This window comes from Serratia sp. CY31944 (genome assembly GCF_052169175.1).
GTDB lineage: Bacteria > Pseudomonadota > Gammaproteobacteria > Enterobacterales > Enterobacteriaceae > Serratia > Serratia sarumanii.
In genome coordinates, this window is the sequence record NZ_JBJNLG010000002.1 from 356,406 (window position 1) to 371,910 (window position 15,505).

Below are 15,505 nucleotides of genomic sequence, written 5' to 3' on the forward strand. Positions count from 1 at the left end.
ATGATAATCGTTATCAATCTAACAAAACGGCCGCCGCGACTTTTTCGATTGCCGGAGTTTCTCTATCGATCGCCGGTCATTTTCGCCTGGCAGAAACGGGCGAACCAGCCCCCCGCCTCGCGCAGCGCATCCGGGCTGCCCGCCGCCGTCAGCCGCCCGCCTTCCAGCACCCACACTCGATCCGCCCGACAGGCCAACGCGGGATCGTGGGTGACGACGACCCGCGTGCCGGGCCAGCCGGCCAGCAGGGCCGCCACGCGCTCGGCGTTGCGCAGATCCAGACTGGCGCCCGGTTCGTCCAACAACAATCGTGGCGCCCCCTGCAGCAGCGTGCGCGCCAGGCACAGCCGTTGCTTCTGCCCGCCGGAGAAACGATCGCCGTCGCTGCCGACCTCTTCTTCCAGCACGTCGGGCGGCAGATCCAGCGCCGCCAACAGCGCCAGCAGACGCTCATCGCCGATATCCGTTCGCCCCTGGGTCAGATTCCAGCGCACGCTGCCGCGCAGCAGGCGATTGTCTTGCCACATCACGCCGCGACCGCCCGCCAATTGCCGCGCCGACAGCGCGCGCACGTCACGGCCGCCGTAGAACACCCGCCCCGCCGTCGGATCCTGCGTGCGCGCCATCAGGCTCAGCAGGCTGCTTTTGCCGGCGCCCGAAGGGCCGACGATCGCCAACATCTCTCCGGCGGCACAGGCTCCGCCTATTTCCCGCAGCCGCCAGCCGCCGTGCGCCGCCGCCAGGCTCAGCGCCTCAAGCGCGATGCCGTCGTCCTGCGGCGCCGCGCCGTCCCGTTCCGGCAGCGGCAACGCGGGCGACGCCAGCGCCTGCCGCAGTTGCGCCCACGCGCTCTTCAACTGACGCAGCGCCTGATCGAGGTGAGAAAGCTGAAGCAACGGCTCCAACAAGCGGGCCAGGACAATCATCAGCGCCAGCCATTGGGCGACGTTCAGGCGCTGCGCCAGCACCTCATGGGCACCGAACCACAATGCCGCCAACAGCGTCAGCTGCAGCCCGGCGCTGAACAACAGGTGATATGGCAAGCTTTGGCGCAGCAGCGCGGCGTGCGCCCGATGATGGTCATCCAACCGTTGCGTCAACGCCTCGGCGGCGGCCGCCTGCCCGTAGCCGAAGCGCAGCAATGCCTGATGACGGGCAAACTGCATCAGCGCCCCTTCAATACTCTGATTGGCCTCCCCAAGCTCTCGCTCTCGCCGGTGCAGCCGGGCCGCCGAACCGCGCAACACCAGCATCAACAGCACGCAGGCCGCCAGCAGCATCAGCGCCACTCCCGGGCTCAGGCAGGCCAGCCCGGCGATCAGCGCCAGCGGCGTGACGACCGCGCCAACCAACGGCGCCAGCAGGTGCGCGGGTGCCGACATCGTCTGACCGATGGCCCCGGCCAACAGACCCGGTGCCTGCTCCTGCGGCGACAGCGCGCGCGGCAGACGGCGGAACAGCGCCCGCAGCAACGCGCTCATCACCGCGCCGCCGGCGAAGAAACCGCGGGAGGCCGCCGCATACTGCACCGCCAGCAAGAGAGGCGTAGCCAGCGCCAGCAGCCCTAGCCAATGGCCGGGATTTTGCTGCCAGTTCGCCACCGCTGCCGCCAGCAGCAAGGCGCAGACGCCATCCAACGCGGCGGCCAGCGCCATCAGCAACAGCGCCGGGGCCAACGCTTTCACCAACTCAAACTTCATCGTCCGCCTCCTGGCGCTCGGCCAACGCCGCCAACAATGCCGGATGATCCGCCAGCTCGGCGGGCGTGCCGACCGCCAGCAACCGCCCCTCCGCCAGCACCGCCACCCGATCGGCGCGGCGGCACAGTTCCGCGTCGTGCGTTGCCACCAGCCGGGTGGCGGGCAGCTGCGCCAGCGCCGTCAGAATGCGTTCGCGATTTTGCCGATCCTGCGCCGAAGTCGGTTCGTCGGCCAACAGCAGCGGCCGCCGCGCCAGCAACGCCCGGGCGATGGCGAGACACTGCGCCTCCCCGCCGGAAAGCGAAGGCGTATCGTCCAACCTATCCTGCAAACGCGCCGCCAGCCCCAGCGCGGCCAGCACGCGCCGCAGCTGCGCATCGTCGGCCCCGTCGACGAACAGCGTCAGGTTGTCGCGCAGCGACATCGCCGGCGGCGTATTCTCCTGCGGCACCACGGCCACCATCTGATTGAATGCCTGCGCCGAGAACGCGTCGGCGAGCACGCCGTCGAGCGATACCGTTCCGCTATCCGGCTCGCTATAACGGGCGATCAACCGCAGCAGCGTGCTTTTACCGCTGCCCGACGCCCCGACAATCGCCAGCCATTCCCCCGGTTCGACGGCCAGATTGACGCCCTGCAGCAACCAGCGTTCGTCCTGCCGGCAACCGAGATCGCTCAGCTGCAGCGCCGCCCCCTGCGGCGCCGAAGCGATCGTCGAGCGCCCTCCCCAGCGTATTTCGGGATGCGCCAGCAGCGCCCGAATGCGGCCGGCGGCCAGCGTCGCCGCACGCAATGCATCGCCGCCGTGCCCCATCGCCATCACCGGTTGCGCCACGCTGCGCAACAGCAACACGAACAGCGCCAGCTCCGCCAGCGTGAGATTGGGCACCAGCCAGCGGGCGCCGAGCAACAGCCAACCGGCCGACAGCGCGGCGCTGAGCAGTAATTGGGTCACGGCGCCGAGCGCGCCGATACGCCGCAGCCAACGGTGAAAGGCGGCGAGAAAGCCCCGCAGGCTCTGCCGCGCACGCGCTTCGATGCCCGCACCGGGAAACTGGCGCGCCAACAGCGGATGCGCCGCCAGCTGCCGATAATCGTCGTTCAACTGCCGAAACGCCCGATCGCGTTGTTCAAACGCCGGCCGCAGGCGCGGCGAACGGATGACGCGAAACAGCAGCGCGGCCGCCAGCAAAGGTATCAGCGCGAACAGCAGCAGCGGCCACTGCACCGCCGCCAGCAGCGCCAGCGCGCAGCCGGGTACCACGGCCAGCTGCACCAACTCCGCCGGCGCATGGGCCACCAGCTGATGCAGCGCCTGAATGTCCTGCGACAGCGCCCGGGCTGCGCCGCTCTCGCCCTGCCGCACAAACCAGTTCAGCGGCAGACGCGCCAGCTTGGCGGCCAATTGGCTGCGCAGCCGATGACACAAACGCGCGTCGAGCAGATGAGTGAGGTGCAGCGCCAGCGTTTGGGCGAACAGCCACAGCGCCAGGCCACCGGCGGCGACGCCAAGCCAGAAGGGATAGGCCGCCGGATCGGCGTCCACCAGCCGGGCGATCGCCAGCCAGGGAAACAGCGAACTGACGCCGGCCAGCGCCTGCAGCGCCAGCGCGGAATACAGCATGATGCGGAAAGGACGCGTCAGCGCCCGCAGGTCACTCAGCATGAGATCCTCCACGGCAAAGGCGCTTACTGTAGCCAAAAGCGGCGGACGTCCTCATCCGTAAAGGCTTTCGCCGGCGAGACTTTTTCTTTCGATTGCGTGGCTAACGCTTTTTGACGTCGCAGGGCATGACGCCGAAACGCTTGCGGAAGGCGACGGAGAAGTGCGCCGGCGTATAACCCACCTGCCAGGCGACGGTGGAAACGTGCAGATCCTGCTCGCTCAGCAAGCGCCAAGCGGTTTGCAGCCGGTGCTCCTGCAGCAGGCCGAATACGCTGGCGCCAAACAGCTGGCGGAACCCTTGCGTGAGTTTGCGGGTGTTCAACCCGGCGCGCTGAGCCAGTTGATCCAGGCTCGGCGGCTGCTCCATCTCCGCCAACAGGATTTCGCGCGCCAGCTGCAGGCGCGCCACATCGCGCGCGGCCAGGTGCACGCCAACAGACGGCGCGGCAGCGCTGCGGTTCCAGCATTGATGCAGGCAATGCGCCGCCAGCTCGTTGGCCCTGGCGCTGAACCACAGCCCGCGCTGCGACTCGTGCAGCGGGCAGGCGAACAGTTGCCGGGCCTGGCCGATCAGCGCTGTCGGCGCCGCCAGCGGCACCAACTGCGCATGCCGCCGCCCATCGAGGCCGGGCGGCAGGCGGACATCGTTCTGCTCCAGCCAGGCGGCTGAGAACTGCAGCAGGGTATAATCGAGCGGTTCGCCGGCCTGGAACAGGTTGTTCAACACGAAGTCGTCCCGCCCGGCGGCCAGCAACAGCGAAGGGCCGTTCAGCTCCACCTGCGGCCCCGTTCCGCTTTCACAGCGCAGACGCCCGCGGCGGATCACCACGATCTTCAGCCCCGCGCGGTGGGGTTCATCCAGCTCGATGTCGACATCGGCGGCCAACACGCCGCGCCGCGCACGCAGCATGTCCGACAGCGCATAGTCCTGCGCTTGCTGATGATATTCCTGCAGTAACCGCTGGGGGGACGTAGACATGTTCGCCCTGCCTGTGAATGATGACGCCGACCGTCGGCGAGGTTTTTGATAGTGATTCTCATTAGCAATATAAGGCCGGCCGTCGGGTTTGTCTATTGAGGCGCGGATGGATCAGTTACCACCCCAATACGGCCCCGCCGCCACCGACTCGCGCTCGATCAGGCTGGCCGGGAAGCTGGGGCGCTTGCTCAGCTCGCCGCCGTCCAGCATCGACAGCAGGCGGTTGATGGTCTCCTGGATCATCTCGGTGACCGGCATCTTCATGCTCGACAGCGACGGCATGGTATAGGGCGCCAGCGGGATGTCGTCGAAGCCGATGATCGATACCGCCTCCGGCACCGCCACGCCGCGCTCCGCCAACCGCTTCATCGCGCCGATGGCCATCTCGTCGTTGCCGGCGACGATGGCGCTGAACGGCTGCCCGCCGGCCAGCAGCGCATCGACCGCCGCCACGCCGCTTTGCGCGTGCCATTTCCCCTCGACGATCAACGCCTCGTTAACCGCGATGCCCTGCTGCGCCAGCGCGGACTTGTAGCCGGAAAGCCGCTCCAGCCCGGTGGGGGAATCAAGCGAGCCGGTGATAAAGGCGATGTCGCGATGCCCGCGGGCGATCAGGTGCGCCACCGCCGCCGCGCCGGCGGCGTGCTGATCGCTGAAGATGCAGTAGCTGTCGTTCAGTCGCAGCCGCCGGTTGATCACCAGAATCGGCTGGCGGTGTTGGGAGACGATCTCGTCCATTTCCGCGATCGACAGAAAACGCGGATAGATGATCACCCCGTCGCAGCGCAGATCCAGCAAAAACTGAATGGCGGCCCGCTCCTCTTCGGCGGTGTGCTTGCCGTCCGCCAGGATCAGTTGGCGGCCGTTCGCCTCCATGATGCGCGCCGACTGCGCCATCAGTTCGCTGAAGTAGTTGCCGCTGTAGAGGGTATTGGTGACCACCAGGCCGAGGGTTTGAGTGGTGTTGGTCGCCAGGCTGCGCGCCAGCAGGTTGGGTCGATAGCCGGTTTCCGCGATGGCTTTAGCCACCAACGCGCGTTTCTCCTCGCTGACATAGCCGCTGCCGGACAACACGCGCGACACCGTCGCCTTTGAAACGCCGGCCTTTTTCGCCACCTCGAGTATCGTTGCCATCTGTGCGCCGCCAAAATCCATGGGTTCAGCGCAGTCTACCCAAGACGCCCGGCGTTTGGAACGCTTTCACGCCCCTGAGCGTCGGTGCGCACTCACCTCTGACGATCCAGATCACGAAAACGAAACGCCAAAAATCATAGTTCTTGCCAACCACAAAACACCAATACATGATTTTGTGAAACCGGTTTCTTATGGGCGTTTCATACGGATGGAACGACGGATCGCCCAGGCAGTAAATATGCGCCTTTGGGCTATCCGAATTGCTATCTGAGAGACGACACGCCATGCCGAAGAACTACGCAGAGATCTCGCACGCCATCGTGGCCGCCCTGGGCGGCACGGGCAATATCGAGGCCGTGACCCACTGCATGACCCGCCTGAGATTCGTGGTGAAAGACAAAACGCGGATCGACACGCCGGCGCTGAAGGCCATCGACGGCGTGCTGGGCGTGGTGCACAGCGGCGAGCAGTGCCAGGTGATCATCGGCAACGAGGTGGACAAGGCCTATCAGGCGGTGCTGGCGCTCGGCATGCCGGGCGCGGCGGCCCCCGCCGCCCCGGTGAAACGCCAACTCACCCTGAAGGGCATCGGCGCCGGCATTCTCGATGCGCTGGTGGGCACCATGTCGCCCCTGATCCCCGCCATCATCGGCGGCTCGATGGTGAAGCTGCTGGCGATGATCCTGGACATGGCCGGGGTATTCGAAAAAGGCTCCTCGACCCTCGTCATCCTCAACGTGATCGGCGACGGCGCATTCTTCTTCCTGCCGGTGATGGTCGCCGCTTCGGCGGCGCTGAAGTTCAAAACCAACATGTCGTTGGCGATCGCCATCGCCGGGGTGTTGGTGCATCCCAACTTTATCGATCTGATGGCCAAGGCGGCGCAGGGCCAGGCGGTGGAATTCGCCTTCATCCCGGTGACGGCGGTGAAATACACCTACACGGTGATCCCGGCGCTGGTGATGACCTGGATCCTGTCGCACATCGAACGCGGGGTGGATCGCATCACCCCGGCGGTGACCAAGAACTTCCTCAAGCCGATGCTGATCGTGCTGATCGCCGCGCCGATCGCCATTCTGCTTATCGGCCCGCTCGGTATCTGGATCGGCAGCGGCATCTCTGCGCTGGTCTACACCGTGCACGGCTACCTGGGCTGGCTTTCCGTGGCCATCATGGGGGCGATTTGGCCGCTGCTGGTGATCACCGGCATGCACCGGGTGTTCACCCCGACCATCATCCAGACCATCGCCGAGACCGGCAAAGAGGGCATGGTGATGCCTTCGGAGATCGGCGCCAACCTGTCGCTGGGCGGCGCTTCGCTGGCGGTGGCGCTGAAAACCAAGAACCGCGAGCTGCGCCAGACCGCGCTGGCCGCCGCCGCCTCCGCCATCGTGGCGGGGATTTCCGAACCGGCGCTGTACGGCGTGGCGGTGCGCCTGAAACGGCCGCTGATCGCCAGCCTGATCAGCGGCTTCGTCTGCGGCGCGGTCGCCGGCATCGGCGGGTTGGCCAGCCATTCGATGGCCTCGCCCGGGCTGTTCACCAGCGTGCAGTTCTTCGATCCGGCCAACCCGATGAGCATCGTGTGGGTGGTGGCGGTGATGGCGCTCTCGGTGGTGCTGTCGTTCGCGCTCACGCTGATGCTGGGCTTCGAGGATCTGCCGGAAAACGCCGCCGCGCCCGGCCAAACCGCACCGGCGGCGAACGCCGCCAGCGCAACGCATTGAGACACCAGAGGATTGCATGTCTGACTCAACATTCCCGACAGGATTTTTATGGGGCGGCGCTTTAGCCGCCAACCAGGCGGAAGGCGGCTATCGCGAGGGCGGCAAAGGGCTGACCACCGTCGATATGATCCCGCACGGCCCGCACCGCATGGCGGTCAAACTCGGGCTGGAGAAGCGCTTTAGCCTGCGCGACGACGAGTTTTACCCCAGCCACGACGCCATCGATTTCTACCACCGCTACCGCGACGACATCGCGCTGATGGCGGAGATGGGCTTTACCGTGTTCCGCACCTCCATCGCCTGGAGCCGGATTTACCCCAACGGCGACGAGTTGACGCCCAACGCCGAAGGCATCGCCTTCTACCGCAGCCTGTTCGAAGAGTGCCGCCAATACGGCATCGAGCCGCTGGTCACCCTGTGCCATTTCGACGTGCCGATGCACCTGGTGACCGAATACGGTTCCTGGCGCAGCCGCAGGATGGTGGAGTTCTTCACCCGCTACGCCCGCACCTGCTTTGAAGCCTTCGACGGGCTGGTGAAATACTGGCTGACCTTCAACGAGATCAACATCCTGTTGCACAGCCCGTTCTCCGGCGCCGGGCTGGTGTTTGAAGCGAACGAAAACCCCGAACAGGTGAAATACCAGGCCGCGCACCACGAACTGGTGGCCAGCGCGCTGGCGACGCGCATCGCCCACGAAGTGAACCCCGCCAACCAGGTGGGCTGCATGCTGGCCGGCGGCAACTTCTACCCGTGGTCCAGCAAGCCGGAAGACGTGTGGGCCGCGCTGGAGAAAGACCGCGAGAACCTGTTCTTTATCGACGTGCAGGCGCGCGGCGCTTACCCCTCCTACGCCGCCCGCGTCTTCCGCGAGAAAGGCGTGAGCATCGCGATGGCGCCGGAAGACGCCGACATCCTGAAGCACACCGTCGACTTCGTCTCCTTCAGCTACTACGCCTCGCGCTGCGCATCCGCCGACATGAACGACAACAACAGCAGCGCCGCCAACGTGGTGAAATCGCTGGCGAACCCGCACCTGCCGCGCAGCGACTGGGGCTGGGGCATCGATCCGCTGGGGCTGCGCATCACCATGAACATGATGTACGACCGCTACCAAAAGCCGCTGTTTCTGGTGGAAAACGGCTTGGGCGCGCACGACGAGTTCAATGCAGCAGGCGAGATAGAAGACGACTACCGCATCAGCTACCTGCGCGAACACATCCGCGCCATGGCAGACGCCATCGCCGACGGCGTGCCAGTGCTGGGTTACACCACCTGGGGCTGCATCGACCTGGTGGCCGCCTCAACCGGCGAAATGAGCAAGCGCTACGGCTTTGTCTACGTCGACCGCGACGACCAGGGCAACGGCACTCTCGCCCGCACCCGCAAGAAATCGTTCTGGTGGTATAAGAAGGTGATCGCAAGTAATGGGGGGGATTTGGGGTAGGTTTGGGCGGTGGGGTTAGCGAGGGAAGCGGAGGGCTTCCAACCTAAGTTGATTATCTTCCTGTTGCACAACGAATTCGGCGACGAATTCGCGTGCAGAGGGGAACTCACCTGCCTGTTCTTTCTTCTGGGAGACCAGCTTCACGGAGAAATGGTATTGCTGCCCCGGCGTAAATACGTAGCCCTCATCAGGGACGCACTGATTGGGGGCGACATCCCGCAGCGGCTCGAAGAATTTGAACGTGCGGCTCTGCGCCTCATCCAATCGGTAGATCGAGATGCCCGCAAGCTTTTCGTCTCCCTGCGGCTGAGCGGTGATGCATACTTTGCCCTCACGCAGGCTGGCGGTAGCGGGATAGTCTACGGGGATACGTTCGCCTATCGACGGGCAATTGGCGAGCAGGAAGGGAAATGCGAGGGGGAAGATCCGTTTCATTTTGTCCCTGCGTTATCTGCTGCCCTGTGTGATATTTTCAATTTCGTAAACACCATTGAGCTTTGTCACTTTGAAGTGAGCAATAAAGGCTCTGCCGGAAACATCCTGCAAGTTTCTGCGCTTCTCAATCGGCACAAAATTTAGCCTCATGCTGTAGGTATGATTTTCCTGAAACGGGTAATCGTTCTGCGTAACGCAAATACCCTTTTTAAGATCCTGATTCCCCACCTCAATCAATTTCTCATCAGCATCGCCACTGAGATAGAGCGTATCTGGCCTTTCGTTTTCTTTTGGTGACGGAGAGATGCAGATATCGCCATTCGCTTTAGCATGGGCAAAGATAGGGATATCTGGCGCATAGCGCTGATCGAGACGATCGCCTACACAGGCGCTTAGCAAAGTCACACCAACAACGGCACAGAACAGTCTCGCCTTCATACCCAATCCTCTTACCTGTAAGGAAAACCGACTAACACTTTCTCATATTTTTCTTTTACTTTTCTCACATCGGTATAGTCATTACCGCTGTAAGTCACTTCCTTACCAAAGCGGTTTCTCCAAACAGCATAACCTGAAGAGGTCAACAAATGATAATCAGCAACGATCTGAGCCTGTTGCTCCATAGCGTAGTTCTTTAGGAGCTTGGAGCCATCCAGTTCATAACTATAATTCGCCAACCAACTGTAGAGACCTCGAGCCTTAACCCACATACCACGCTGGTATTGCCAAACATGAACCATCTCATGGATGAAAAGATGTTTATGACTATAACCTTCCTTTGAGAAATCGGGCACATACCAGTCTCTAAAGTACAGCTCACCATTGGGGGACATCGCAGTGTTTCGATTTTGCAAGCCAAAGGGGAAATAGCTATCGTGATGAACCCAGACTTTTCCATAAATAATTGAACCACCAAATACCAACTTCGCAAGGCCGATCTCGCCGGAGGTTAATAGCCTTAAAGCTCCCTCTGTCTTTTCCATCGTAGTGCATCCCTGTCATTATTTAAAAAACTCACTACCGCAAGCATTAACAAAGAGGTTGATAATAGCACCCTAGGCATGCAGGATAAATACCCACCATATTTTTTACATTCATTCACTTCAATGTGTTTCATGATAACTAAATTCACGTGTTTAATAATTCAATTAGAAAATGAATTATCCAAATTGATTGATCTGAATTACAAATTAAAAACTGTGATCGGCATTCCAATCTCATGAGTAAACAACCTGTAATTCCATACAGCTTATTTTTTCCTTTTACTGATAACGCTATAGTTTTTTCGCTGCGGTAAAATCCGCAGCCGGAGTTAGCGTTCCGAACACTTACACAAGGCAGCATTATGTATATAATGTTGGGGCTTAAAACATCCAGAATTATGGTGGCCCAAGTGGGGGCTTCGCAAGAAGCGCCGGTTTCCTTCGTGTCCGGTAACGCTAACTCCGCTTGGGCTACCACCATGGGTTTAGCGTCTCATGTGGTAGTACGCATACTACACACTAAGGATAAAGACACATGGAAAATGTCGCCATCACCGAAAATACCACAAGCACCCTTACCCTTTATCGCCAACTGTTTAACCACCTCGATCTCAGCGCTTTTAACCCTTCAGAACTTTTAGACCTGGCCGCACTCTCTGCCGAGCAGGCGGAAGGTCTGTGCCACGGCCTGATGTTGTTCGGCCATTTGCTGCAAAAGCACCCGCAGCTGGATACCGAGGGCTGGGAGCAGATGAATCGCTACCTCAACGCCACGGCGCACCTGGTTCCTGCACTGTGTAACCTGTATGGGCGGGCACTACGGGAAATGGAAGCCTACAGCTAACGTAAGCGACAATCAGGGCGATGCTCATCGCCCTTCTCACCCACGATTTCCAATAGATCTGACTGACATATCACAACAAAAGCATTCATCAAGGTAGGCATTTCCTCCCCTACCTGGCATAGTTAACGCATTCGGTAAATCGATGAGTTAACTGCTGGATATTGATGCATGGCTGCCGCAACACTTTGGACTAGGGAAGAATTACTACTCGCTTTCACTCTGTATAGTCAGATTCCGTTCGGCAAACTTCATTCGAGAAATCCCGAAATAATCCACTATGCAAAATTGATCGGACGCACGCCATCAGCACTCGCAATGAAGCTGGTTAACTTAGCTAGCTTGGATCCGTACATCATCGAATCTGGTCGCAGCGGTTTGAAAGGGGCCTCCAAGGCCGATCGCGAGCTGTGGAAAGAAATGAGCCAAGATATGGATTTGTTCAATCAGCAATGCCAAACGGCAATGGAACACCTGGAAAAACCAACAACAACTGAGTTTGATGAAGAACCAAAAGATTTCAGTGGCAGAGATAAATTCTCTACAGTCAAAACACGTGTAGACCAAAACCTGTTTCGCAAAAATGTATTGGAAGCTTACGAATATCGTTGCTGCATAACCGGATTAGAAGAACCAGCATTACTCGTTGCTAGCCATATTCTGCCTTGGAGCCACTCAATCGAACAACGCCTTAACCCTAGTAACGGATTGTGCCTGTCCAGTTTGCACGATAAGGCTTTTGACCGTGGGTTAATCACTTTCGATGAAGATTTGAAACTAGTTCTGTCAAAAAAAATCAAGCAGTTGAAAAGTAATATCTATCTGGAAAATTTCGATAAATATGAAGGTAAAATAATCAGACTCCCTATAAACCATGCACCAGATAAAGCTCACCTTGCTTATCATAGAAAGAATATTTTTATTGGAAATTAGGTTTACATATCATCGCTACAGATCCAATTTTGCTAAGTTAGCATTGTCAGATAGGGAGTTACGAAGAACCGACTAGAGGCACAAGAAACATCTTTCTGTGGCCATTTTTCGTGCGAAGGCCGTGACCTGTCCCCAGTATTAGATACAACCGTCAGTTAGTAATGTCGGTTTGTTTATCTTCACTTTTTCCATTTCACCACCGTGCTGCAAACTCTGATGGCGTCTGATAATTCAGTGCCGAATGTGAACGACACTCGTTATAATCCTGCCGCCAGTCATAAATGATTTTCCTGGCGTGAACGATATCGCTGAACCAGTGCTCATTCAGACATTCATCGCGAAATCGTCCGTTAAAGCTCTCTATAAATCCGTTCTGCGTTGGCTTGTCCGGCTGGATTAAACGCAACTCAACACCATGCTCAAAGGCCTATTGATCAGTGCGCGGCAAGTGAACTCCGCCCCCTGGTCAGTTCTTATCGTCGCCGGATAACCTCTAAACAGTGCAATGCTGTCCAGAATACGCGTGACCTGAACACCTGCAATCCCGAATGCGGTGGTAATTGTCAGACACTCCTTCGTGAAGTCGTCCACACAGGTCAGGTATTTTATCCTGCGACCGGTGGCCAGCGAGTCCATAACGAAATCCATCGACCATGTCAGGTTGGGCGCTGCCGGGCGGGGCAGCGGCAGACGTTCCGTTGCCAGTCCTTTACGACGTTGTCTGCGTTTTATGCTCAGCCCGCTGAGATGATAAAGGCGGTACACGCGCTTGTGATTAACCTGAAGGCCTTCACGGCACAGTAACTGCCAGATACGGCGGTAGCCAAAGCGCCTGCGCCCAAGTGCCAGCTCAGTGATTCGCCCTGATAAATGCGCATCAGCCGCCGGACGCTGAGCCTTATAGCGGCAGGTCGACAGGGACAAACCTGTAAGCCTGCAGGCACGACGATGCGACAGACCGGTCGCATCACACATAAACTCAACGGCTTCCCGCTTCTGGTCTGTCGTCAGTACTTTCGCCCCAGAGCCACCTGAAGTGCCTCCTTATCCAGCATAGCTTCAGCAAGCCGCTTCTTGAGTCTGGCGTTCTCTTACTCAAGTGACTTCAGACGCTTAACCTCGGGCACCTCCATACCGCCATACTTCTTGCGCCAGGTGTAAAACGCGGCATCGGAAATGGCGTGCTTATGTCAAAGCTCACGGGTAGAAACTCTTGCTTCCGCTGCGCGGAGGATACTGATGATCTGTCTATCGGAAAAAACGCTTCCTCATGGGGATGTCTCCATGTGGTTTATAAAGGCATTACTAAGCATTAATCAATGAGAGGCAGGTCAGAACAAGCCATTCAGGGCTCGATATAACAAATATCCGCGCTCCCTATAATTTAGTGCTTAATTGTCGTTCTCATCTATGCATACAACCGCTATGATGAGAAGAATTGTTCCGATATCGTTTTGAGAGCGGCTCCGTTGTTAGTCACAACGCCAATTGGCTCCAAAGATTATTGCGCCAATAACTTATTGAATTATAAGAGTGATGGAGGAAAAGACATGGCATTACTAGAATACATCAGCAATGAAAACTTATTCAGCGAAGTTGAAAATTTGTTAACAAAGGCTAAAAAGAAAAAAGAAACCGCTGAGAAAACTTTTAATAGTAATGTGATAGACCCGTTTGGGGCTCTTTTTGAGGCTCCGGGATTCTCATCCCATGAAGAGTGGCGAAATTCCGAACTTGCACGACAACAGCAGAAGACGATTCAGAATCATGTGGGTACCTTTCACCAAAAAATCCTCGGCCATGTGGATGGATGGCAGGACATGGGGATTGGTGGAATCGTTGATCTTCTCAATGAAGAGAGAAAAATCATCGCCGAAGTGAAGAATAAATATTCTACAGTGACTGGTGGTGACTTAGCTGATAAGTACAAAGGACTAGATGAGCTGGTATCACCAAAACATAGCCGATTTAAGGATTATTGCGCTTACTTTGTAAATATAATCCCTCGTAGACCAGTCAGATCCGACATCCCTTTCACCCCATCCAATAAAGGCAGTGGTACATTGTGCCCTTCCAATCCTAATATCCGAATTATTGATGGGGCAAGCTTCTATGAGCTAGTTACTGGTAGGCCTGATGCGCTCAAAGAATTGTATACAGCTCTCCCGCACGCAATTGAGTATGTTTTGAATGAGCGTCTTGAGCAGGAAGACTTCTCCATCCCTGATAAAGATAACTTTATTCAGTATTTTAGCCTCGCCTATGGTTAATAACCATGATCAATGTTTGACAAAGCCCATGTAAACCCATACAGTAGTAACCATGACTAATGTTGGCATGGTTACTAAATATGTTAAAGGAAGAGTTTTCACTTTCGGAAGTTGCAGACATCCTAGGTGTGTCAAAAGAAACTTTAAGACGTTGGGACACTTCAGGTAAGTTAGTTTCTCATCGAAACGATGAGAATAACTATCGTTTTTATAGAATAGATCAGCTTAAAAATTTTGAGCAGGCTCAATTTTTATTTAAAAGCCAATGGTCTGATGAGACTAAATCTTGCAATAACACTTATACTGTATTGGAATTATTTGCTGGTGCAGGAGGTATGGCTTTAGGTTTGGAAAAATCAGGTTTAAAGTCTGTTTTGTTAAATGAAATAGATTCTCATGCATGTAAAACACTAAAAAGAAACAGACCTGAATGGAACGTTATTGAAGGTGATGTCAGCAAAGTAGACTTCACTCCTTATAGAGACACCGTCGATGTACTGGCAGGTGGTTTCCCGTGCCAGGCATTCTCGTATGCGGGCAAAAAACTTGGCTTTGAAGACACCCGAGGAACTCTCTTCTTCGAATTCGCTAGAGCAGTTAAGGAAACAAATCCAAAGATTCTTTTAGCCGAGAACGTGCGAGGATTACTAAATCATGATGAAGGTCGAACTTTAGAAACAATAAAAAACATTATTGCCGATTTGGGTTACACGTTATTTGAGCCTAGAATTCTTAAGGCCATTTTCTATAAAGTACCGCAAAAACGTGAGCGTTTGATTATAATCGCCATTAGGAATGATCTTGCTGATGGAATTGATTATGAATGGCCATCTTCTTACAACAAAGTATTAACTCTTAAAGATGCCTTAAAAAAGGGAGAACTGTACGATTGCGACGTGCCAGAATCTGAGGGACAGAAATACCCTAAAAGAAAATCAGAGATCTTAAGCATGGTTCCGCCAGGTGGTTACTGGAGAGACCTTCCAGAAGACATCCAAAAAGAATACATGCTCAAAAGTTTTTACTTAGGTGGCGGTAAAACAGGTATGGCACGACGCTTGTCCTGGGATGAACCAAGCCTAACGTTAACCTGTGCCCCTGCACAGAAACAAACAGAGCGTTGCCATCCGGAAGAAACAAGACCATTAACAGTGCGTGAATATGCAAGAATACAGACGTTCCCCGATGATTGGGTATTTGAGGGGCCAATTTCTGCGAAATATAAGCAGATAGGAAACGCTGTTCCTGTCAATCTCTCATTTGCTGTTGGAAAATCTGTTGTGAATCTTTTAGAAAAAATAAACACAAGATAATCATATAGGGTAGGTTTAACTGCCTACCCTTCCATTCTTACAACATGTGAGTGCATTATATTTACTCCTAAATAATT

General features: G+C 56.7%; 14 protein-coding genes and 1 pseudogene. 7 read left to right on the forward strand and 8 right to left on the reverse strand.

Annotated elements, in window-relative coordinates:
• Positions 1-62: 62 nt before the first annotated feature.
• The 4 genes from ACJ8IN_RS03990 to ACJ8IN_RS04005 form a co-directional block, all read right to left on the reverse strand.
• Positions 63-1,700, reverse strand: coding sequence for an ATP-binding cassette domain-containing protein (locus tag ACJ8IN_RS03990; RefSeq protein ID WP_049195544.1), 1,638 nt, complete (start codon positions 1,698-1,700; stop codon positions 63-65).
• Positions 1,690-3,366 (reverse strand): ATP-binding cassette domain-containing protein, encoded by a 1,677-nt coding sequence (locus ACJ8IN_RS03995; protein ID WP_060423069.1) that lies wholly within the window; start codon positions 3,364-3,366, stop codon positions 1,690-1,692. Before ACJ8IN_RS03995 ends, ACJ8IN_RS03990 begins: the two co-directional genes overlap by 11 nt.
• A 100-nt stretch (positions 3,367-3,466) precedes the next feature.
• Positions 3,467-4,345: a helix-turn-helix transcriptional regulator gene (locus ACJ8IN_RS04000; RefSeq protein ID WP_033652802.1), complete on the reverse strand. Its 879-nt coding sequence runs from the start codon at positions 4,343-4,345 to the stop codon at positions 3,467-3,469.
• A gap of 111 nt (positions 4,346-4,456) precedes the next feature.
• Positions 4,457-5,479, reverse strand: coding sequence for a LacI family DNA-binding transcriptional regulator (locus ACJ8IN_RS04005; protein WP_154610363.1), 1,023 nt, complete (start codon positions 5,477-5,479; stop codon positions 4,457-4,459).
• A gap of 284 nt (positions 5,480-5,763) precedes the next feature.
• Between ACJ8IN_RS04005 and ascF the strand changes: the two genes are divergently transcribed.
• Complete coding sequence (gene ascF / locus ACJ8IN_RS04010) at positions 5,764-7,206, forward strand: PTS cellobiose/arbutin/salicin transporter subunit IIBC (RefSeq protein WP_308325392.1); 1,443 nt, start codon at positions 5,764-5,766, stop codon at positions 7,204-7,206.
• Between the two features lie 16 nt (positions 7,207-7,222).
• Complete coding sequence (locus tag ACJ8IN_RS04015; protein WP_060427284.1) at positions 7,223-8,653, forward strand: 6-phospho-beta-glucosidase; 1,431 nt, start codon at positions 7,223-7,225, stop codon at positions 8,651-8,653.
• Between the two features lie 15 nt (positions 8,654-8,668).
• Here ACJ8IN_RS04015 and ACJ8IN_RS04020 read toward each other — a convergent pair whose 3' ends face one another.
• From ACJ8IN_RS04020 to ACJ8IN_RS04030, 3 genes are read right to left on the reverse strand one after another with little or no spacing between them, the layout of a single operon-like run.
• A complete protein-coding gene (locus ACJ8IN_RS04020; protein ID WP_103799008.1) occupies positions 8,669-9,088 on the reverse strand; it encodes a putative T6SS immunity periplasmic lipoprotein in 420 nt (139 codons plus the stop codon).
• A 12-nt stretch (positions 9,089-9,100) separates the two neighbouring features.
• Positions 9,101-9,526 carry a putative T6SS immunity periplasmic lipoprotein gene (locus ACJ8IN_RS04025; RefSeq protein WP_308325390.1) on the reverse strand — a complete coding sequence of 142 codons (426 nt, stop codon included), beginning with the start codon at positions 9,524-9,526 and terminating at the stop codon, positions 9,101-9,103.
• Positions 9,527-9,537: 11 nt separating this feature from the next.
• On the reverse strand, positions 9,538-10,071 hold the full coding sequence (locus ACJ8IN_RS04030; RefSeq protein WP_308325389.1) for a type IV secretion protein Rhs: 534 nt from the start codon (positions 10,069-10,071) through the stop codon (positions 9,538-9,540).
• Between the two features lie 371 nt (positions 10,072-10,442).
• Between ACJ8IN_RS04030 and ACJ8IN_RS04035 the strand changes: the two genes are divergently transcribed.
• The 3 genes from ACJ8IN_RS04035 (at position 10,443) to ACJ8IN_RS04045 (ending at position 11,845) form a co-directional block, all read left to right on the forward strand.
• Positions 10,443-10,712, forward strand: a complete 270-nt coding sequence (locus ACJ8IN_RS04035) for an ash family protein (protein ID WP_442519482.1) — start codon at positions 10,443-10,445, stop codon at positions 10,710-10,712.
• Entirely contained in the window at positions 10,607-10,915 is a 309-nt protein-coding gene (locus ACJ8IN_RS04040; RefSeq protein ID WP_308325387.1) for a hypothetical protein, read from the forward strand. Before ACJ8IN_RS04035 ends, ACJ8IN_RS04040 begins: the two co-directional genes overlap by 106 nt.
• Before the next feature lie 168 nt (positions 10,916-11,083).
• Positions 11,084-11,845 carry an HNH endonuclease gene (locus ACJ8IN_RS04045; RefSeq protein ID WP_308325386.1) on the forward strand — a complete coding sequence of 254 codons (762 nt, stop codon included), beginning with the start codon at positions 11,084-11,086 and terminating at the stop codon, positions 11,843-11,845.
• A 193-nt stretch (positions 11,846-12,038) separates the two neighbouring features.
• Here ACJ8IN_RS04045 and ACJ8IN_RS04050 read toward each other — a convergent pair.
• A pseudogene (locus ACJ8IN_RS04050) lies at positions 12,039-13,089 on the reverse strand (IS3 family transposase).
• A 306-nt stretch (positions 13,090-13,395) separates the two neighbouring features.
• On the opposite strand from ACJ8IN_RS04050, the gene ACJ8IN_RS04055 reads away from it, so the two are divergent.
• On the forward strand, positions 13,396-14,115 hold the full coding sequence (locus ACJ8IN_RS04055; protein WP_308325385.1) for an Eco47II family restriction endonuclease: 720 nt from the start codon (positions 13,396-13,398) through the stop codon (positions 14,113-14,115).
• Between the two features lie 80 nt (positions 14,116-14,195).
• Positions 14,196-15,428, forward strand: a complete 1,233-nt coding sequence (gene dcm / locus ACJ8IN_RS04060) for a DNA (cytosine-5-)-methyltransferase (RefSeq protein WP_072265088.1) — start codon at positions 14,196-14,198, stop codon at positions 15,426-15,428.
• The last annotated feature ends 77 nt before the right edge of the window (positions 15,429-15,505 follow it).